Source organism: Massilia sp. R2A-15, assembly GCF_030704305.1.
Classification (GTDB): domain Bacteria; phylum Pseudomonadota; class Gammaproteobacteria; order Burkholderiales; family Burkholderiaceae_D; genus JAFCUW01.
Genome location: NZ_CP131935.1, coordinates 3,871,464 through 3,889,799, shown reverse-complemented (window position 1 = coordinate 3,889,799; position 18,336 = coordinate 3,871,464). Strand labels below are relative to the sequence as shown.

Below are 18,336 nucleotides of genomic sequence, written 5' to 3'. Positions count from 1 at the left end.
CCGCTTCGGCGGGTTTTTTTTGGGCGTAACGCAGGTTGCGCCGGCCGGTTGAATCCGCGACCCGACGCAGACAATTTACCCGGCGAAGCCGCTTGTCGCTTGAATGCGGCTCTTCAGGCGGGCCAGGTGGGCCACGTCGTCAATCCGCAGCATATAAAGACGCTCCGCGATGGCCTCCACCTCAAACTCACCGAAGCTGCGCAGTGAATCGATCTGTTTGGGGTTAAGGAAATTGATCGGGTAGATGTCCCGAATACGTCCTTCCGCCGCCAGATGGATTTTCCTGTTCCATTGACTCAGTTCGTTGGTCCCAATCTGAACGCTGCTTCCAAAAATTCCATTCTTGATGGGCGACTCGCTAAGTGGCTCGAGATTCCCAGGCAGTTCAGACACATACCCATAGTCGATGGGAATCACGTCCGCCATGGCACTGACAATTGCTTTGGCATCCGCTTGCACCTCAGTGGAAACAAACCAGAACAGGATCTCGACAAAGCTCGTGGGGTAGGGCGGCGATTCAAAGAACGACACATTGAAGCCGGCTTTGTGTTCGTCCCAACATGAATAGCCACTATAGGCGTCGTGTCCTTTGCGCTGCAGTTTGCTTTCAAACGCACGCAGCCCAATTGATTGCCCCTTCGCAATTCCGTATGGCCCATGAATATCAAAGGAGCTGGGCAAATCACCTATGGCTGCGCGCCACGCTTGCAGGAGCCCCTCGAGCAAAGCCGGACGAATAGCATGACTTCTCCCGCCCGTCCTTTCAAGCGAATTCAAACGGATCGTCGTGATTGGGGGGCGCTTCGCGAATAGTCCAAACATGGTCATGAGATTTGTATCAACGAGAGTTCGCTTGGGCCGAAAATGGACATGGGCGGAACTTTAGCTCATCTTTGGCGCAGAGGTGAGGTGCAGATTGAGGAGGTGCGCGCGCGGCCATCGATGCCGGCGCCAACTTCCTGGGGTTGCTAGTCGTATATCGGCTGATGTGCAAAGCGGCGCGCTGCACAGCGAGAGGACCTGGAACCGGTTATACTGCTGGCGCGCGCGGCTCAGCATGAGCCTCATCTGGATATCGATAGCCGCCGTTTCTGGCACGTCCATCCTCACGCCGACTCCGGCGGATCACGAAAAACCTGCCCGTGCCGATTTGCCTGGCCATGCTGGCGCTGGCGGATCGCCGCTAAGGGAGGGCGCCCGAACTGTATGTTCCGGACAACGCTTTGTCCCATTCCCGACAATAATAGTATTTTGGTCACGAAACTTATGTTACTTTGTAGCATTAATAATCATTAATCCCTCCATGCGCATACGCACGCGAGTCCGAAAGTACAAGAAGCCGCTGAAGGCGGCGCCGACTCCGCGCGTGATGCTCGGCGTCGGCGCGCTGCTGGGCGCGCTGATTGTATGGGTCGTGCACAGCGACGCGCCGGCCCAGCGCGGCGCGGTCGCAGCCGAAGACGTGGCCGTTGCGCGCCTGGCCGCCGGCGAATCCGCGGCGGCGGGGCAGCCGCAGCGGCTGGCGTATCGCTACTCTGTCATCCCCGGCGGCGTGCACAGCCGCTCCGAGCTGGCCGGCGCCGTGCTGCGCGATCCGGTGGTGGCCGCGCACTACGCCAAATTCGACGTGACGCAGGCGCGCGTGGTCAGGCTCGGCGCGCCGCAGTGGATGCATGTGTCCTACCGGGTGGGAGAGAAGATTTTTTGGACCAGCAAGAAGGTGATGCTGGCGGCGGGCGAAACGATCATCACCGACGGCAAGACCACGGCGCGTACGCGCTGCGGCAACCTGTTGTCGGCGGCGCCAGTGGCGCCAGTCATGATGGCCAACGAGCCGGCGCCCGAGGTGCTCGACACGATGTATGCGTCGGCCGATGGGCTCAGCGATGCGGCGGCGATCGTGCCGGTGGGCCAGGGGCCGGCGCCACGCCCATTGGACATGCCGCCGGTGCAGACGGCCGCGGTGTCGGGCAGGGTGGAAGCGCCGGCGCCGGCGGGCTTTACGCCGACGCTGGCGGCGCCGCCGGCGATCGACGCGGTGCGCTCGGCGCCGCCGACTGTGCTGCACGGCGAGATCGCGACGCCGCCGGCGCCGCCGCCAACGAATCCGCCTGCGCCGCAGGACCCGCAGCCGCCAACGAATCCTCCGGCGCCGCAGAACCCGCAGCCGCCATCGAATCCGCCAGCCTCACCGCCGCAGCAGGATCCACTGCCGCCATCCAATCCGCCAGCCTCACCGCCGCCGCGGGATCCGCCCGGCACGCCACCGGCGCCGCCGAAGAACGTGGTGCCGCCGCGCGTCCCGACGCCCGTGCCGGAGCCGGGAACGGCCAGCCTGATGGCCGGTGCGCTGGTCGCGATCTTCCTGCTGCGCCGAAAAAAAAGGGACCAGGCCGGTCGGACCTGATCCCAATTTTCTGGCCTGCAATAAGCAAAATGGGGTCAGGTCTGAGATGCACCGGTTTGGTGGACAGGTTAATTAGCAACACATGTGCTGCGCCTGGACCTGCGCCGGCGTTTTGTAGCCGAGCGATTGATGAAGTCGGATTGTATTGTAGTACACCTCAATATGATCTTTGACGGCGGCAACCGCGGCAGCGTGATCTTCATACACGAAGTGATGCGTCAACTCGTTCTTCAGGTTCGAGAAGAAGCTCTCCGCAACCGCGTTATCGTGACAGTTCCCTTTGCGGCTCATGCTCGCAATTGCGCCCTTCGACTCGAGGTAGTCGCGAAACTTCTTCGAGCCGTAAGGCGATCCCTGATCCGTGTGGCAAACGAGCCCTGGCGGCGGGCGATATCGCTCCATGGCCGCTTCGATCGTCTGCACGGCCAGGGCGGCGGTCTGGCTCGTTCCCATCGCCCAGCCAATGACAGCGTGCGTGGACAAATCCAGGAATATCGACAGATGGCTTATCCCCGTCCGCGTGGTGATTTGCGTCATGTCGCCCACCCACACGCGGTTTGGAACGGCGACCTTGAATTTCCGGTTCACCAGATTCGGGGCTGGCGGTTCTTTTTGTTGCGGTGGTGGTTTGCTTTGCAGTCGTTGGGTTCGAAGCGTCTGAATGCCGGCGCAACGTCGTAGACGTGCCACTCGATTTCGCCCGCATGGATTTTTTTCCGCGCGTAGCACCCGCCACATCTTGATGACGCCTGCAGCGCGCCGGTGTTCCGCGTCGATCTCGTGAAGCCTCGCAATCAAGGCGATGTCCGCGCTATCGCGCGGGCTCATAGGGCGACAGCGCGAGGCATGGTAGCCGCTTCGGCTTACGCCAAGTAAGCGGCACATCAGCCCGACCGGATACATCTCGGCATGCTCGCGAATGAAGGCGTACCTCAGCGCTATCGGCGCATGAAGTACGCCTCGGCTTTTTTTAGAATTTCGAGCTCCAGTGCCAGGCGAAGATTCTCCTTGCGAAGCCGAGTCAGCTCGTCTTCCTCGCCAGCTGGCGGGCGCCCAGGCGGTCGAAACGCCAAGTCCGGGCCGACCAAGTCGACCCGCTTCGCCCATTTATAAAGCTGATTTCGACGCACGCCGAGCTCTCGCGCCAGCGCCGCGGCGTTATCGCATTGCTTCAGACGTTCAACCGCTTGGAGCTTGAACTCCGGGCTAAAGACCTGGTTTTCAGATGATTTTACGAGTTTGGTATCCATGGAACGTATTGTCCCCTATTTGGATGTCCACCAAACTCGGTACATCTCAGGTCCGCAGGACCAGACCCCGATGCTGCAAACGTCGAGTCCCTAACCTCCGCTGTTACTGGAACGCCTGGATGCCGGTCTGGGCGCGGCCCAGGATCAGCGCGTGGATATCGTGCGTGCCTTCGTAGGTGTTGACAACCTCGAGGTTGACCATGTGGCGGATCACGCCGAACTCGTCGGAGATGCCGTTACCGCCCAGCATGTCGCGCGCGACGCGGGCGATGTCGAGCGACTTGCCGCACGAATTGCGCTTCATCATCGAGGTGATTTCCACGGCCGCGGTGCCTTCGTCCTTCATGCGGCCCAGGCGCAGGCAGCCCTGCAGGCCCAGCGTGATTTCGGTCTGCATGTCGGCCAGCTTCTTCTGCACCAGCTGGTTCGCCGCCAGCGGACGGCCGAACTGGGTGCGGTCCATCGTGTACTGGCGCGCGGTGTGCCAGCACGCTTCGGCCGCGCCCAGCGCACCCCAGGCGATGCCGTAGCGCGCCGAGTTCAGGCAGGTGAACGGGCCCTTCAGTCCGCGCACGTCCGGGAACGCGTTCTCTTCCGGGCAGAACACGTTGTCCATCACGATTTCGCCCGTCACCGAGGCGCGCAGCCCGAACTTGCCGTGGATCGCCGGCGCGGTCAAGCCGGCCATGCCTTTTTCCAGCACGAAGCCGCGGATCGCGCCTTCATCGTCCTTGGCCCACACCACGAACACGTCGGCCACCGGCGAATTGGTGATCCACATCTTCGAGCCGGTCAGCGCGTAGCCGCCGTCGACTTTGCGCGCGCGGGTGATCATCGAGCTCGGGTCGGAGCCGTGGTTCGGCTCGGTCAGGCCGAAGCAGCCGATCCATTCGCCCGAGGCCAGCTTCGGCAGGTATTTCTGGCGCTGCGCTTCGGTGCCGAACTCGTAGATCGGCACCATCACCAGCGAGGACTGCACGCTCATCATCGAGCGGTAGCCCGAATCGACGCGCTCGACTTCGCGCGCGATCAGGCCGTAGCAGACGTAGTTCATGCCCGCGCCGCCGTATTCGGCCGGGATGGTCGGTCCCAGCAGGCCCAGCTCGCCCATCTCGCGGAAGATCGAGGTGTCCATCTTCTCGTGGCGGAACGCTTCGAGGATGCGTGGCTGCAGCTTGTCCTGGCAGTACGCGGCGGCGGCGTCGCGCACCATGCGCTCGTCGTCGGTCAGCTGGCTGTTGAGCAGCAGCGGATCGTCCCAGTGGAATTGGGCCTTGCGCGGCGATTCGGGTTTGTTCATGGAGATTCCTGTCGGATTGGTCGATGAGGATGGCGCCAGCTTGTATAGCCAGCTTTGCCGCGGCGCTATTTTACCGGAACCGTGCTGCTGAAACGGCCGCCGTGGAAGATCAGCGAGGACTGCGGATGAAACGCGCATTCCTCGACTTCGCCCACGAAGATGACGTGGTCGCCTTCCGGATAGCGCGAGCGGTTGTGGCATTCGAACCAGGCCGAGACGCCTTTGAGGATCGGCTGGCCGGTGCGCGACAGCTCGTACTCGGTGTCGGCGAAGGGATTGTCGCTGCGGCGCGAAAAGCGCTCGGCCAGCGGGGCCTGGTCGGCGCCCAGCACGTTGATCACGTAATGCGAATTGCCGCTGAAGATGGGCAGGCTGTTGGCCGCGCCGCCCAGGCTCCACAGCACCAGCGGCGGATCGAGCGAGACGGAATTGAAGGAACTGGCGGTGAGGCCGCGAAAACTGCCGTCGGCCAGCCTGGTCGTGATGACCGTGACGCCGGTGGCAAATTGCGACAGCGCCTGGCGAAATTGCGCCGAGTCGAACTGGGGCGCGGCGGCGCGGGGAGAGCTAGTGTTCATTGGTGCCTTGTGGATTTGAGCCATTATGCCAAATTTGCCGCACCTGATGTTACTGGCGCATCGGCGGGACGTGCGCGCCCTGGCGCTTTGCGTTACAGTTATCGCTATGGAAAAATTATTGCCTGGGGTGTGAGATGACGAACCAAACCGAAGTGGCGATCCTCGGCGGCGGCTGTTTCTGGTGCCTCGAGGCGGTGTACCTGGAAGCGCGCGGCGTCGTCAAGGTCGAGTCCGGCTACATGGGCGGCCATGTGCCCGACCCCAGCTACGAGCAGGTGTGCGCCGGCACCACCGGCCACGCCGAAGTGGTGCGCCTCGAATTCGATCCGCAGCAGATCAGCTACCGCGACATTCTCGAGGTGTTCTTCACCATCCACGATCCGACCACCCTGAACCGCCAGGGTAACGACGTCGGCACCCAGTACCGCTCTGTGATCTTCACCACCTCGCCGGAGCAGCAGGAGACGGCGCGCCACGTGATGGCCGAGATGGCCAACGTGTGGGATGCGCCCATCGTCACCGAGCTGATGCCGCAGCAGACCTGGTACAAGGCCGAGGACTACCACCAGGATTACTTCCGCCAGCATCCGCTGCAAGGCTATTGCGCCTTCGTGGTGGCGCCCAAGGTGGCCAAGTTCCGCCATACCTTCGCCAACCGCCTGAAATGAACGAAGGCCGGGGTCTGGTCCCGCGGACCTGACCCCATGTGGGAATTCGTGTCGGCCCCGAAGAGTTGACGTGGCGCCGGCAACCCCGGGGTCGGGTCCGGCGGACCTGAGATGTACCGAGTTTGGTGGACATCCAAATAGGGGACAATACGTTCCATGGATACCAAACTCGTAAAATCATCTGAAAACCAGGTCTTTAGCCCGGAGTTCAAGCTCCAAGCGGTTGAACGTCTGAAGCAATGCGATAACGCCGCGGCGCTGGCGCGAGAGCTCGGCGTGCGTCGAAATCAGCTTTATAAATGGGCGAAGCGGGTCGACTTGGTCGGCCCGGACTTGGCGTTTCGACCGCCTGGGCGCCCGCCAGCTGGCGAGGAAGACGAGCTGACTCGGCTTCGCAAGGAGAATCTTCGCCTGGCACTGGAGCTCGAAATTCTAAAAAAAGCCGAGGCGTACTTCATGCGCCGATAGCGCTGAGGTACGCCTTCATTCGCGAGCATGCCGAGATGTATCCGGTCGGGCTGATGTGCCGCTTACTTGGCGTAAGCCGAAGCGGCTACCATGCCTCGCGCTGTCGCCCTATGAGCCCGCGCGATAGCGCGGACATCGCCTTGATTGCGAGGCTTCACGAGATCGACGCGGAACACCGGCGCGCTGCAGGCGTCATCAAGATGTGGCGGGTGCTACGCGCGGAAAAAAATCCATGCGGGCGAAATCGAGTGGCACGTCTACGACGTTGCGCCGGCATTCAGACGCTTCGAACCCAACGACTGCAAAGCAAACCAGCACCGCAACAAAAAGAACCGCCAGCCCCGAATCTGGTGAACCGGAAATTCAAGGTCGCCGTTCCAAACCGCGTGTGGGTGGGCGACATGACGCAAATCACCACGCGGACGGGGATAAGCCATCTGTCGATATTCCTGGATTTGTCCACGCACGCTGTCATTGGCTGGGCGATGGGAACGAGCCAGACCGCCGCCCTGGCCGTGCAGACGATCGAAGCGGCCATGGAGCGATATCGCCCGCCGCCAGGGCTCGTTTGCCACACGGATCAGGGATCGCCTTACGGCTCGAAGAAGTTTCGCGACTACCTCGAGTCGAAGGGCGCAATTGCGAGCATGAGCCGCAAAGGGAACTGTCACGATAACGCGGTTGCGGAGAGCTTCTTCTCGAACCTGAAGAACGAGTTGACGCATCACTTCGTGTATGAAGATCACGCTGCCGCGGTTGCCGCCGTCAAAGATCATATTGAGGTGTACTACAATACAATCCGACTTCATCAATCGCTCGGCTACAAAACGCCGGCGCAGGTCCAGGCGCAGCACATGTGTTGCTAATTAACCTGTCCACCAAACCGGTGCATCTCAGACCTGACCCCAGCCCTTGGGCTGCGGCGCGTGCCCGCTAAAAATGGGGGCGGGTCCGCAGGACCAGACCCCGAAATCACTGTTCTTTCCTTCGCCCAACATTTACAATCCTGTAACTTTCACAGGAGAAATAAATGTCTTTGAATAAATTCGCAGTCGCTGTCGCCCTGGCTTCCACTGTCGCCGGCGCCGCGCAGGCGCAGTCCTCCACCGCGTTCTCGCTCGACCTGGGCACCACGGGCATCGGCGGCTATCTGAGCCACCGCGTCGCCAGCAACGTCAGCGGCCGCGTCGGCCTGCATTACCTCAAGACCAGCTTCAGCGATACGGTCAATGCGATCGACTACGATATCGACCTGAAACTGCTGAACGTCGACCTGCTGGCCGACTGGTATCCGATCGCAGACAGCAGCTTCCATTTGACCGGCGGCGCCATCTACGACGGCAACGAGTTCCACTACCGTAACAGGCCGGTCAACAACGGCGTCATCACCATCAATGGTTCGCAGTACGCGGCGGCCCAGTTCGGCGTCCTGAACGGTGGCGTCGAGTTCCGCAAGCTGGCGCCCTACATCGGCATTGGCTGGGGCGACGCCCTGGCAGGCGCGCCGGGCTGGCACTTCACCAGCGACATCGGTGCGTTTTACCAGGGCCGCGGTTCTGTCACCCTGAGCAGCACCGGCTGCACCGGGTCGCCGCTGATGTGCCAGGCGCTGGCGCGCGACGTGGCGGCCGAACGCAGCCGCCTCGAAGACGATAACACCGCGCCGCGCTTCTTCCCGGTGCTGCGCGCCGGCGTGTCCTACCGCTTCTAACCGAGGCAGGGGGCTGGTCCTGCGGACCTGACCCCTTTTAAGTTGTGGCGATATCTAAGATGGGGTCAGGTCCGCAGGACCAGACCCCGATGCCGGATACATGTAGCGGCGCGACCACGGCATGGCCGACGGCTGCTGGCCGGCCTTGCCGCACACGATCTGGTACAGGCTGATCCAGTCGTTGTTGAAGGCGTAGCTGCAGCCGGCCAGGTACACATGCCAGATCCGGAACCGCTTCGGATCGGTCAGCTGCGCCACGCGTTCGGCGTTCGCCTCGAAATTGTCGGTCCACATCGCGCAGGTGCGGGCGTAATGGCGGCGCAGGTTTTCCACGTCGCGCACTTCCAGCCCGCCTTGCTGCATGCTGCGGATTACCGTGCCCAGGTGCGCCAGTTCGCCGTGCGGGAACACGTAGCGGTCGATGAATTCGCCGCCGCCGTATGGCGTGCCGCGGCTGTGGACGTCGGTGGTGGTGATCCCGTGGTTCATCACCACGCCGTCGGGCGCCAGCAGCGCGTTGACGCGCTCGAAGTACTCCTTCAGGTGGCCGATGCCGACATGCTCGAACATGCCGACGCTGGTGATGCGGTCGAACTGGCCGTCCACGTCGCGATAGTCCTGCAGGCGGATGTCGACCAGGTGCTGCAGGCCGGCCTGTTCGACCCGCTCGCGCGCGAGCCGCGCCTGGTTTTCCGACAGCGTGATGCCGACGCAGCGCGCGCCGAAACGCTCGGCCGCGCGGATCGCCAGCGCGCCCCAGCCGCAGCCGATGTCGAGCAGGCTCTGTCCCGGCTTCAGGTCGATCTTGGCCAGGATGTGGTCGATTTTTTTCAGCTGCGCGGTTGCCAGGTCCTCGTCGCCGTTTTCGAAATAGGCGCAGGAATACACCATCGCCGGGTCGAGCCAGGCGCCGTAGAATTCGTTGGACACGTCGTAGTGGTAGCGGATCGCTTCGGCGTCCTTCTCGCGCGTGTGGGTGCGGGTGAGGGCGCTGGCGGCGCGCGACAGGATGCCGTGCGGCTTGAGGCTGGCGCGCGCCAGGTCGTTGACGATGGCGATCATGTCGGCGGCGCGGCCGGTCACTTCGATCGCGCCCTCGACGTAGGCCGTGCCAAGGTTCAGCAGCGACGGCGAGATCAGGTAGCGCACCGCGGACGGGCGCGGCACCTTGATCGTCACGCGCGGCGGCTCCGACGAAAAATCGAGCTGCTGGCCGTTCCACAAGATGACGCGCAGTGGCAGCGCGAGCTGGCTGCGGATGTCCGCGCTCCAGTGGCTCAATCGAATCTGGTCAAACACGCTGCACCCCCATGGCTCGTTGGCGCAACACCGGTTGCGCGACCTACGGTTGCAACCGCTGATGTTTCCAGCTGCCGTCCGGCTGCAGCGTGTAGACAATGCGGTCGTGAAAACGTGAACGTCTGCCCTGCCAAAACTCGATCCGCTGCGGCGTCAGACGGAAGCCGCCCCAGTTGTCGGGACGGGGCGGGGCGTCGCCGGCCAGCTTGGCCACCGCATCGTAATGCTGCTCGAGCGCTTCGCGGTTCGCGATGGGCGCGCTTTGCGCCGACGCGATTGCGGCAAGCCGGCTTTTCAACGGCCTGCTGTTGAAGTACTTGTCGCTCTCCTCCGCCGACGTGCGCTCTACTATTCCTTCGATCCGAATCTGACGCTCGAGTTCGCTCCAGAAGAATAATAAAGCCGCGTGCGGATTTGCCGCGAGCTGGCGGCCCTTCTGGCTGTCGTAGTTGGTATACCACGTGAACCCGCGGCGGTCGAACTGTTTGATCAACACGATGCGCGAAGTCGGCTTGCCGTCGGCATCCACGGTCGCCACGCTCATCGCGTTCGGCTCGTTGACCTCGGCCGCCAGCGCCTGTTCGAACCAGCTGTTGAACTGGTCGAACGGGTCGGCCGCGACGTCCGCTTCGTTCAGCGTGTCCTGGCCGTAATCCTTGCGCAGGGCCGCGACGGCTTCGCCGGCCGCCGGCGCCGGCAGGATGCCGCGGCGCACCTGCATCGCCTCGCCCAGCTGCGCCATCTGCGCCGCGCTGAACAGGCGCTTGGCCATCGGCGCGATCTGCGTTTCCTCGCGTTCCATGTGATCGGCGTAGCGCTGCGCAAATTGCTCCACGGCGCTGGCGCTCAGGGCCTGGCCGCTGCCGTCTGCGATCGCGCTCAGCTCCTCGTGCAGCTGCTGCCACATCGCGTCCATCTCGTCGTGATCGCGCAGGATGCCCGGCACCAGTTCGGCCAAGGTGGCAGCGTCCTCGCCCTGCGCCACCGACTGCAGCATCGGCACCAGGTTCTCTTCTTCGTCGGCGTGGTGCAGGTGGGCGGCCTTGTCGAAGTACTTGATGACGGCCTGCGCGGCCTGCTGCGCCTGCTCGTCGGCGCCGTGGCGCGCCAAGTGGGGCAGCAGCTTCTGCATGGTGGCGAGCTGTTTGCGGATGCGGTCGTGGCAATGTTTCAACACGGCGATCGGCTGGTCGAATCCGGGCGCGGTGTCGGGCAGGGCGTTCATGTTCATTCGCTCTTTCGGGAAAATTTCTTCGTTGTCGAAGGGATATTTTAGAGCAGTCCGCACGGCAACGTCCGTTAAAATAGCCGGATGAAATCCATCAACAATTCCCTTCCTCTTCATCATAGCGAAGAAGTCGATTTCGCGCGCCGTTTCGGCGGGATTGCGCGGCTGTACGGACAGCCGGCGCTCGATCGCTTTACTGCCGCGCACGTGTGCGTGATCGGCGTGGGCGGCGTCGGCTCATGGATCGTCGAAGCGCTGGCGCGCAGCGCGATCGGCGCGCTGACCCTGATCGATCTCGACAACGTGGGCGAATCGAACATCAACCGCCAGATCCAGGCAATGTCGGACACCATCGGGCAGGCCAAGATCGACGCGCTGGCCGAGCGGATCGCGCAGATTAATCCGTATTGCAAGGTCACCCTGATCGAAGACTTCATCACGCCCGACAACCTCGACGCGATGCTGGGCGGGCGCGGCATCGACTATGTGGTGGACGCGATCGACAGCGCCAAGGCCAAGGCCGCGCTGATCGCGTATTGCCGCGACCACCAGCTGCCCCTGCTGACCAGCGGCGGCGCGGGCGGGCAGACCGATCCGACCAAAATTACCGTGCGCGATTTGGCGAAGACCGAGCAGGAGCCGCTGCTCAAGCGCGTGCGCAAGCTGTTGCGCAACCACTACGGCTTTCCGCGCGGCGAGAAAAACAAATTCAATGTGGACGCCGTGTTCTCGATGGAGCCGCTGCGCTATCCAGAGGGCGACGACAGCTGCTCGCTGGACGCCGACCAGCGCGGCATCACCGGTATCAACTGCGCCGGCTTCGGCTCGGGCGTGGTGGTGACGGCAAGCTTCGGCATGGTTGCGGCGGCCCATTTGTTACGCAAACTTGCCGACAGCGCAGTTCCCGTCGCACCGGGGTCAGACCAGCTGGTCTGACCCACAGTCGCAAAAGGCTGAAATCACGCCGGGGTCAGACCAGCTGGTCTGACCACTTGGTCTGACCCCGGTGCGGAAGTTTGTTGATATGATAGCGTTGCAGAATTATCCAGTTTCACCTTCTTTCGAAAGAGCACTCCCTATGATTCGTTCCGTACTGTTTGCCATGCTGTGCGCCGCCGCGTCGATCGCCAATGCCGCCGGCCAGGATACGTCGGCCCAGGCGTCGGCCAGCGCGTCCGCTGCTGCCGTCGCGCCGGCCGAGCCGGCCAACCCGCTGGTGAAGATCGACAACGTCGTCGGCACCGGCAAGGAAGCCACCGTCGGCAGCAACGTCGTCGTCCATTACACCGGCTGGTTCTACAAGCCGATGGCAGCCAAGCAGCGCGGCAAGAAATTCGATTCCTCGCTCGACGCCGGCCGCGAACCGCTGGTGTTCCAGCTCGGCGCCGGCCGCGTGATCAAGGGCTGGGACCAGGGCGTCGCCGGCATGAAGGTGGGCGGCAAGCGCACCCTGATCATTCCAAGCGAACTGGCCTACGGCAAGCGCGGCGTCGGCGGCGGCGCGATTCCGCCGGATTCCGACCTGATCTTCGACGTGGAACTGCTCGACGTTAAATAAACCTTCAACCACACCAGCGGGAGCCACAGCATGAGAATCGCAAACGATGTCACTGAACTGATCGGCAATACCCCGCTGGTGCGCATCCGCCGCCTGGCCCAGGGCGCGTCGGCCGAAATCCTGGCCAAGCTCGAGTTCCACAATCCCGCCCACAGCGTCAAGGACCGCATCGGCCTGGCGATGATCGAGGCGGCCGAGAAGGCCGGCCAGGTCGGCCCCGGCACCGTCATCGTCGAGCCGACCAGCGGCAACACCGGCATCGCGCTGGCGATGGTGTGCGCCGCGCGCGGCTACCGCTGCACCCTGGTCATGCCCGACACCATGAGCACCGAACGCCGTACCCTGCTGCGCGCGTACGGCGCCGAACTGGTGCTCACGCCCGGCGCCGAAGGCATGCTGGGCGCCATCCGCAAGGCCGAGGAACTGGTCGCGGCCAATCCCGGCTGGTTCATGCCGCAGCAATTCAACAACCCGGCCAATCCCGAGGTGCATCGCCGCACGACGGCCGAGGAGATCTGGCGCGATACCGCCGGCAAGGTCGATATCCTGGTGGCCGGCGTGGGCACCGGCGGCACCATCACCGGCGTCGGCGAAGTGATCAAGGCGCGCAAGCCAGGCTTCCAGGTCGTCGCGGTCGAGCCGGAAGCCTCGCCCGTGCTGTCGAAGGGCACCAAGGGCCCGCACCCGATCCAGGGCATCGGCGCCGGCTTTGTGCCGCAAGTGCTCAATACCCAGGTCTACGATGAAGTCATCACCGTGAAGAACGAGGATGCGTTCGCGACCGCGCGCGCGGCCGCGCGCGAGGAAGGCCTGCTGGTGGGGATCTCGTCGGGCGCGGCCTTGTGGGCGGCGATTCAGGTCGCGCGCCGTCCCGAGAACGCGGGCAAGATGATCGTCACGATCATTCCGTCGTTCGGCGAGCGCTATCTCAGTACCGCGCTGTACGCCAACCTGGCGTAGCAAAAATGGGGTCAGGTCCGCGGGACCAGACCCCGCTGTTCAACCGCCGCGGACCGAAGTCCGGGGTCTGGTCCTGCGGACCTGACCCCATCTTAGTGGTTCGATTCGGCGTGCAATGAGCAGCCGTGCGCGGTCGTCCCTTGCTCGATCTGCAGCGTGCTGTGGTGGATCGAAAACTTCTTCTCCAGCTGATCGGTGATGGCGTCGAGCTGCTCGTCACCCGGATAACCCGCCGGCATCACCAGGTGCGCCGTCAGCGCCGTCTCCGTCGTGCTCATTGCCCAGATATGCAAATCGTGGATCTCCGACACGCCCGGCAGCGCATCGAGGAATTCGCGCACCTTGTGCGGATCCACGTTGGCCGGCACCGCGGCGAGCACCATGCGTAGCGATTCGCGCAGCAGCGACCAGGTCGACAGCACGATCAGCACCACGATCACCAGGCTCACCGCCGGGTCGATCCAGGCCCATCCCGTGTAGGCGATCGCCACGCCCGATATCACCACGCCGAGCGAGATCGCGGCGTCGGCCGCCATGTGCTGGTAGGCCGCGCGCACATTGATGTCGTCCTTGCTGCCGGCCATGAACAGCCACGCCGAGACGCCGTTCACCGCGACCCCGACTAGCGCCACGATCGACACCGTCCATCCGGCCACCGGGGCCGGCGCGCTGAAGCGCTGCACCGCTTCCCAGCCGATCGCGCCGCACGCCACCATCAGCAGCAGCGCATTGCCCAGCGCCGCCAGGATCGACGAGCTGCGCAGGCCGTAGGTGAAGTGGCGGTCCGGCGCGCGCTGCGCCAGGACCGCCGCGCCCCACGCCAGCGCCAGTCCCAGCACGTCGGACAGGTTGTGGCCTGCGTCGGCCATCAGCGCGGTGGAATTGGCGATGAAGCCGTAGGTGAATTCGATCGCCACGAAGATCGTGTTGAGCGTGATCGCCAGCGCGAAGGCGCGGCGGTTGCCGTTCGGGTCCACGTGATGATGGTGGTGGCCGTGTCCATGGCCGTGGCCATGGTCGTGAGCGTGATCGTGCTTGTGGTCGTGCTTGTGATCGTGATCGTGATGCGCGTGGTGGTCGTGGTGATCTGTCATGGCTTCTGCATTTCGGCGCGGATGGCGTTGCGGGTTTTCGGATCGAGTTTCTGGACGATGCGCTCGAGCTTTTCGCCGTTGCGGATCGCGCTGGCCTGTTCTTCGGTCAGCTCCCGCGCCTGGATGATGGGCGCCGGCGGCGGCGCCGGCTTGAGGAAGAGCGCCTGGCCGAACAGCACCAGCAAGGCGCCCAGCAGCGCGGCGCCCGCGGCGATCGCAATTATGCGCTTTTCCGCATAATTTGGCCCCGGCGCCGATGCGGCGGCGCCGGCGGGACGCAGCAGCGCCGCCGTCTGGCGTGGCGCGAGGCCCCCTTCGTTCAGCTGCGCGGCGAGTTCGCGCGTGGCCTCGTCGAGCAGTGCGACGTGGCGCTCGACCGCTTCGGCCAGCACCGCTTCGTTGAGCGCGACGAGCGCAAACACCGGGTCGTCGACATCGATCTTGACGCCGGTCTTTTCGAATACCAGGGCGCGCAGTTTTTGCTGGTCCATCGCGCTTACCAGTTGACCATGTCGAGCTGCTCGAACAGGTCGCGGAACACGACCTTGATGCGCTGCTTTTCCATCACGTTGAACTTGTCGCTGGCGCGCACTTCCTCGACCGTCATGCGGGCGATGTTCATCTTCTTGATGTCGGCGCCGAAGGTGTCGGCGTTGCGCTGCGAGAGCACCACGCGCCCGACAACGCGCGCGGCGTTGTCGGCGTAGGTGTGCGAGTCGGTGAAGACCTTGCCGGTGGCCGACTGCAGCAGCCCGAAGTGCTCGTTCTCCCACAGCACCAGCGGCACGTTGGTGGACTTGGCGGTCGAGACGAATCCCATCGCGGTGTCGTGCAGCGTGTCGCCGCCGCCGACGATGGTGTGGATGTACACCTTGCGGCCCGATTCCTGCAGCAGGTCGAAGCAGTCGTTCTCCAGCAGGTAGCCCATTAGCGGCGAAAAGGTGTTGGCGCCGTTGTCGACCACGCAGTTGCCTTCTTCTTCCAGCAGGTCGATCATCAGGGCGTCGAAGCGCTTCGGGTCGATGTTGCGCGTGTCCGTCATGACCGGCACGTGCTTGACGTCCAGCGCCTTGTAGCGCGAGAAGGTGGCGTTCTCCTGGTCGGTGTCGTAGCAGCGCAGCGGCTTCGTATCCTTGGTCGCCAGCCATTGGGCCAGGATGGTCGACACCAGCGTCTTGCCGATGCCGCCTTTGCCCTGCAGGATGAAGTGAACCGTGTTGTGCATCGAATGCTCCAAATATGTGATCTCAGTGGCAGCGCGCGCTGCCGCGGTCGGGCCGCCATCCGGTCTCGCCGTTCGGCGCGGCGAGGAATTCCCAGTCGTAGCCGTCCGCGTTCAGCACCAGCTTGAGCACGCCCATGTGGTTGCTGTCCCGCGCCTCGCTGTTGGACCGCGTCCACAGGAACGGCGTCGGGAAGGCCCCGCCGGTGCCGGCGACGAACTGGCGGATGCCGCGCGCGTCGTCGCGCCTGCCGTCGGCGTCCTGCGGCGCGAAGCGTTCGTACAGGTGGTCGTGCCCGGATAGCACAATCTCCGCGCCGGCCTCGTACAGCGCCTGCCACGCGTCCTTCATGCGCGCGTCGTTGCCTTTCATTCCGGAACTATACAGCGGGTGGTGCCAGTATGCGAGCGTGCAGCGTGCGGGGTGCTTTGCCAGTTCCTCGCGCAGCCACGCCGTTTGCGCGCGATGAGCGGCCGGCGCCAGGTTGCTGTCGAGCGAATACAGCTGCCAGCCGCCCAGCTGCACGCGGTAGTAGCCGGGTCCGGCGATGGCGCCGAAATAGGCGAAATAGCCAGCCGCCCTCGGCGTCGCATATTCGTGGTTGCCGGGCGCGGGCAGGGTGCGGTCCTTGAATCTGCCCCAGGTCGGGCCGTAGCAGCTGGTGAATTCGGCGAGCGTCCCGTGCGGATAGGCCAGGTCGCCCAGCGCCAGCGCCCTGGCCTGCGGGTCGGTCTTCAAGCCCGCGCTGATGATGGCGGCGGTGGCCGCGGCGCCCGACCATCGGGGATCGGGATCGGCGCAGCGCGCTATGTCGCCGGCGGCATACACGGTGACCGCGGAGGCGGCCGGCGAGACCAGGCAGGCCGCGAGGACGGTCAGGAGGGCGCGCAAAGGACTTATTCGATGAAGCGCAGCAGCCCTTGCAGCGAATGGATCACCGTCTGCTCGCGTACCTTCTGGCGGTCGCCCTGGAACACCAGCCTTTCGGTATGGGTGTGATCGCCGCGCGACCAGGCGAAGCAGACCGTGCCGACCGGCTTGCCCGGCACCGCGCCGGTGGGGCCGGCGATGCCGGTGGTCGCCAGCGCGACGTGGGCGCTGCTGTTGCGCAGCGCGCCTTCGGCCATCGCCGCGGCGACCTCCTCGCTGACCGTGCCCAGTTGGGCGATCAGGGCCGGCGACACGTCCAGCAGTTCGGCCTTCGAGGTGTTCGAATAGGTGACGAAACCGCAGTCGAACCAGTCGCTCGAACCGGCGATTTCGGTGATCGCCTGCGACACGCCGCCGCCGGTGCAGGACTCGGCGGTACACAGCAGCAGTTTCTTCTCGTGAAGTGCGCGGCCGACTTTTGTGGCCAGATCAATAATTTCGTTCGTCACGTGAAGTTCCTTTCAACTCAAATCGGTACCCGTTTGTACTTTACCATGAGCGCGGCGCACACAGGCGGCCGGGAACCGCCAAAAATTGGGAGGGCCGGTCCGGTGAAATTAGGCGCTGCTTGCAAAATCGGGGGTCTGGTCCGGCGGACCTGACCCCATCTTTGATTTGGCCACAAGAGTCGGGTGCGATCGATATTCTCAAAATGGGGTCAGGTCCGCGGGAGCGACGGGGACGCCTACCCCCGACGCGTTACGCGGTGGTGAAGTGGTCGAAGCCACCGTCCGACAGCGTGTACGGCGCGCCGGCGCGATCGACCAGCCGCAGTCCGGGCGCCGCCTCAATGCTGCCCACCCGCGTGACGGCAACGCCGCAGCGCGCGCCCGCCGCTTCGATAGCGGCGCGCTGCTCCGGCGCCGCGGTGAAGCACAACTCGTAGTCGTCGCCGCCTGCCGCGCAAAAGCGCCGCCGCAGCGCGGGCTCCCGGGTCGCCAGCGCGGGGCCGGCGGGCAGGGCGTCGACGTCGAGGGTGGCGCCCACGTTCGAAGCTTTCAGGATGTGTCCGAGGTCGCCCGCCAGCCCGTCCGAAATGTCGAGCGCGGCGTGCGCCACGCCGGCCAGTGCGCGTCCCAGCGCGATGCGCGGCGTCGGCGCGTGCATGCGCGGTGCGGCCAGGGCCAGGGTCGCGGCGTCGAGCGGAAGCTCGTCGCGCAGGCCGGCCAGCGCCAGGCGCGCGTCGCCCAGCGTGCCGGAGACCCAGATATCGTCGCCGGCAAGCGCGGCATCGCGGCGCAGCGCCTGGCCGGGCGTTACCTCGCCGAAGATGGTGATGCACACCGTCAGCGGGCCCTTGGTGGTGTCGCCGCCAATCAGTTCGCAGTCGTATTCGTCGGCCAGTTCGAACAGGCCGCGCGAGAAGCCTTCGAGCCAGGCCGGATCGGCCTTCGGCAGCGCCAGCGCCAGCGTGAAGGCGACCGGCTTCGCGCCCATCGCGGCCAGGTCGGACAGGTTCACGGCCAGGCATTTGTGGCCCAGCGCGCGCGCGTCGGCGCCGGCGAAGAAGTGGCGGTTCTCGACCAGCATGTCGGACGAGATGGCGATTTGCGTGCCGGGCGTGGGAGTGAGCAGGGCGCAGTCGTCGCCGATGCCGAGGGTGGCGCGGGCGGGGCGCGAGCGGGTGAAGTACTGCTTGATCAGGTCGAATTCGGAGAGCAT

The 18,336-nt window shown here is 64.4% G+C and carries 21 protein-coding genes; 8 read left to right on the top strand and 13 right to left on the bottom strand.

What is annotated here, in order from left to right:
• Positions 1–75 precede the first annotated feature (75 nt).
• Positions 76–828 (bottom strand): hypothetical protein, encoded by a 753-nt coding sequence (locus Q4S45_RS17880; protein WP_305506584.1) that lies wholly within the window; start codon positions 826–828, stop codon positions 76–78.
• Positions 829–1,303: 475 nt separating this feature from the next.
• Between Q4S45_RS17880 and Q4S45_RS17875 the strand changes: the two genes are divergently transcribed.
• Positions 1,304–2,407 (top strand): PEP-CTERM sorting domain-containing protein, encoded by a 1,104-nt coding sequence (locus Q4S45_RS17875; RefSeq protein ID WP_305506582.1) that lies wholly within the window; start codon positions 1,304–1,306, stop codon positions 2,405–2,407.
• Positions 2,408–2,479: 72 nt separating this feature from the next.
• Here Q4S45_RS17875 and Q4S45_RS17870 read toward each other — a convergent pair whose 3' ends face one another.
• From Q4S45_RS17870 to Q4S45_RS17855, 4 genes are all read right to left on the bottom strand, one after another.
• A complete protein-coding gene (locus Q4S45_RS17870; RefSeq protein WP_305512144.1) occupies positions 2,480–3,328 on the bottom strand; it encodes an IS3 family transposase in 849 nt (282 codons plus the stop codon).
• Positions 3,329–3,345: 17 nt separating this feature from the next.
• On the bottom strand, positions 3,346–3,657 hold the full coding sequence (locus Q4S45_RS17865) for a transposase (protein WP_305505222.1): 312 nt from the start codon (positions 3,655–3,657) through the stop codon (positions 3,346–3,348).
• 103 nt (positions 3,658–3,760) lie between these two features.
• Positions 3,761–4,957, bottom strand: a complete 1,197-nt coding sequence (locus Q4S45_RS17860; protein WP_305506581.1) for an acyl-CoA dehydrogenase — start codon at positions 4,955–4,957, stop codon at positions 3,761–3,763.
• Between the two features lie 65 nt (positions 4,958–5,022).
• A complete protein-coding gene (locus tag Q4S45_RS17855) occupies positions 5,023–5,535 on the bottom strand; it encodes a flavin reductase family protein (protein WP_305506580.1) in 513 nt (170 codons plus the stop codon).
• A gap of 134 nt (positions 5,536–5,669) precedes the next feature.
• On the opposite strand from Q4S45_RS17855, the gene msrA reads away from it, so the two are divergent.
• The 4 genes from msrA to Q4S45_RS17835 all read left to right on the top strand — a co-directional run bounded on the left by msrA (position 5,670) and on the right by Q4S45_RS17835 (position 8,382).
• Positions 5,670–6,203, top strand: a complete 534-nt coding sequence (gene msrA / locus Q4S45_RS17850; protein WP_305506579.1) for a peptide-methionine (S)-S-oxide reductase MsrA — start codon at positions 5,670–5,672, stop codon at positions 6,201–6,203.
• Positions 6,204–6,359: 156 nt separating this feature from the next.
• On the top strand, positions 6,360–6,671 hold the full coding sequence (locus Q4S45_RS17845) for a transposase (RefSeq protein ID WP_305505222.1): 312 nt from the start codon (positions 6,360–6,362) through the stop codon (positions 6,669–6,671).
• Positions 6,668–7,537, top strand: a complete 870-nt coding sequence (locus Q4S45_RS17840) for an IS3 family transposase (RefSeq protein WP_305512093.1) — start codon at positions 6,668–6,670, stop codon at positions 7,535–7,537. The genes Q4S45_RS17845 and Q4S45_RS17840 overlap by 4 nt, the downstream gene beginning before the upstream one ends.
• 164 nt (positions 7,538–7,701) lie before the next feature.
• A complete protein-coding gene (locus Q4S45_RS17835) occupies positions 7,702–8,382 on the top strand; it encodes a hypothetical protein (RefSeq protein WP_305506577.1) in 681 nt (226 codons plus the stop codon).
• Between the two features lie 54 nt (positions 8,383–8,436).
• On the opposite strand, the gene Q4S45_RS17830 is transcribed toward Q4S45_RS17835, so the two are convergent.
• A complete protein-coding gene (locus Q4S45_RS17830; RefSeq protein ID WP_305506575.1) occupies positions 8,437–9,681 on the bottom strand; it encodes a cyclopropane-fatty-acyl-phospholipid synthase family protein in 1,245 nt (414 codons plus the stop codon).
• A 43-nt stretch (positions 9,682–9,724) separates the two neighbouring features.
• Entirely contained in the window at positions 9,725–10,912 is a 1,188-nt protein-coding gene (gene pdxH / locus Q4S45_RS17825; RefSeq protein WP_305506573.1) for a pyridoxamine 5'-phosphate oxidase, read from the bottom strand.
• Positions 10,913–10,993: 81 nt separating this feature from the next.
• Here pdxH and tcdA point away from each other — a divergent pair, with 81 nt between their 5' ends.
• The 3 genes from tcdA to cysK all read left to right on the top strand — a co-directional run bounded on the left by tcdA (position 10,994) and on the right by cysK (position 13,427).
• Positions 10,994–11,845 (top strand): tRNA cyclic N6-threonylcarbamoyladenosine(37) synthase TcdA, encoded by an 852-nt coding sequence (gene tcdA / locus Q4S45_RS17820; protein WP_305506571.1) that lies wholly within the window; start codon positions 10,994–10,996, stop codon positions 11,843–11,845.
• Between the two features lie 142 nt (positions 11,846–11,987).
• Complete coding sequence (locus tag Q4S45_RS17815) at positions 11,988–12,467, top strand: FKBP-type peptidyl-prolyl cis-trans isomerase (protein WP_305506569.1); 480 nt, start codon at positions 11,988–11,990, stop codon at positions 12,465–12,467.
• A 30-nt stretch (positions 12,468–12,497) separates the two neighbouring features.
• On the top strand, positions 12,498–13,427 hold the full coding sequence (gene cysK / locus Q4S45_RS17810; protein ID WP_305506567.1) for a cysteine synthase A: 930 nt from the start codon (positions 12,498–12,500) through the stop codon (positions 13,425–13,427).
• 92 nt (positions 13,428–13,519) lie between these two features.
• Here the strand turns inward: cysK and Q4S45_RS17805 are convergent, their stop codons facing one another.
• The 6 genes from Q4S45_RS17805 to thiL all read right to left on the bottom strand — a co-directional run bounded on the left by Q4S45_RS17805 (position 13,520) and on the right by thiL (position 18,336).
• Positions 13,520–14,521 (bottom strand): cation diffusion facilitator family transporter, encoded by a 1,002-nt coding sequence (locus tag Q4S45_RS17805; protein ID WP_305506565.1) that lies wholly within the window; start codon positions 14,519–14,521, stop codon positions 13,520–13,522.
• Positions 14,518–15,012 carry a hypothetical protein gene (locus Q4S45_RS17800; protein ID WP_305506563.1) on the bottom strand — a complete coding sequence of 165 codons (495 nt, stop codon included), beginning with the start codon at positions 15,010–15,012 and terminating at the stop codon, positions 14,518–14,520. The genes Q4S45_RS17805 and Q4S45_RS17800 overlap by 4 nt, the downstream gene beginning before the upstream one ends.
• Before the next feature lie 5 nt (positions 15,013–15,017).
• Positions 15,018–15,746, bottom strand: coding sequence for a hypothetical protein (locus Q4S45_RS17795; protein ID WP_305506562.1), 729 nt, complete (start codon positions 15,744–15,746; stop codon positions 15,018–15,020).
• A 22-nt stretch (positions 15,747–15,768) separates the two neighbouring features.
• On the bottom strand, positions 15,769–16,635 hold the full coding sequence (locus tag Q4S45_RS17790) for a metallophosphoesterase (protein WP_305506560.1): 867 nt from the start codon (positions 16,633–16,635) through the stop codon (positions 15,769–15,771).
• 5 nt (positions 16,636–16,640) lie between these two features.
• Positions 16,641–17,123, bottom strand: a complete 483-nt coding sequence (locus Q4S45_RS17785) for a CinA family protein (RefSeq protein WP_305506558.1) — start codon at positions 17,121–17,123, stop codon at positions 16,641–16,643.
• Positions 17,124–17,373: 250 nt separating this feature from the next.
• A complete protein-coding gene (gene thiL / locus Q4S45_RS17780; protein WP_305506556.1) occupies positions 17,374–18,336 on the bottom strand; it encodes a thiamine-phosphate kinase in 963 nt (320 codons plus the stop codon).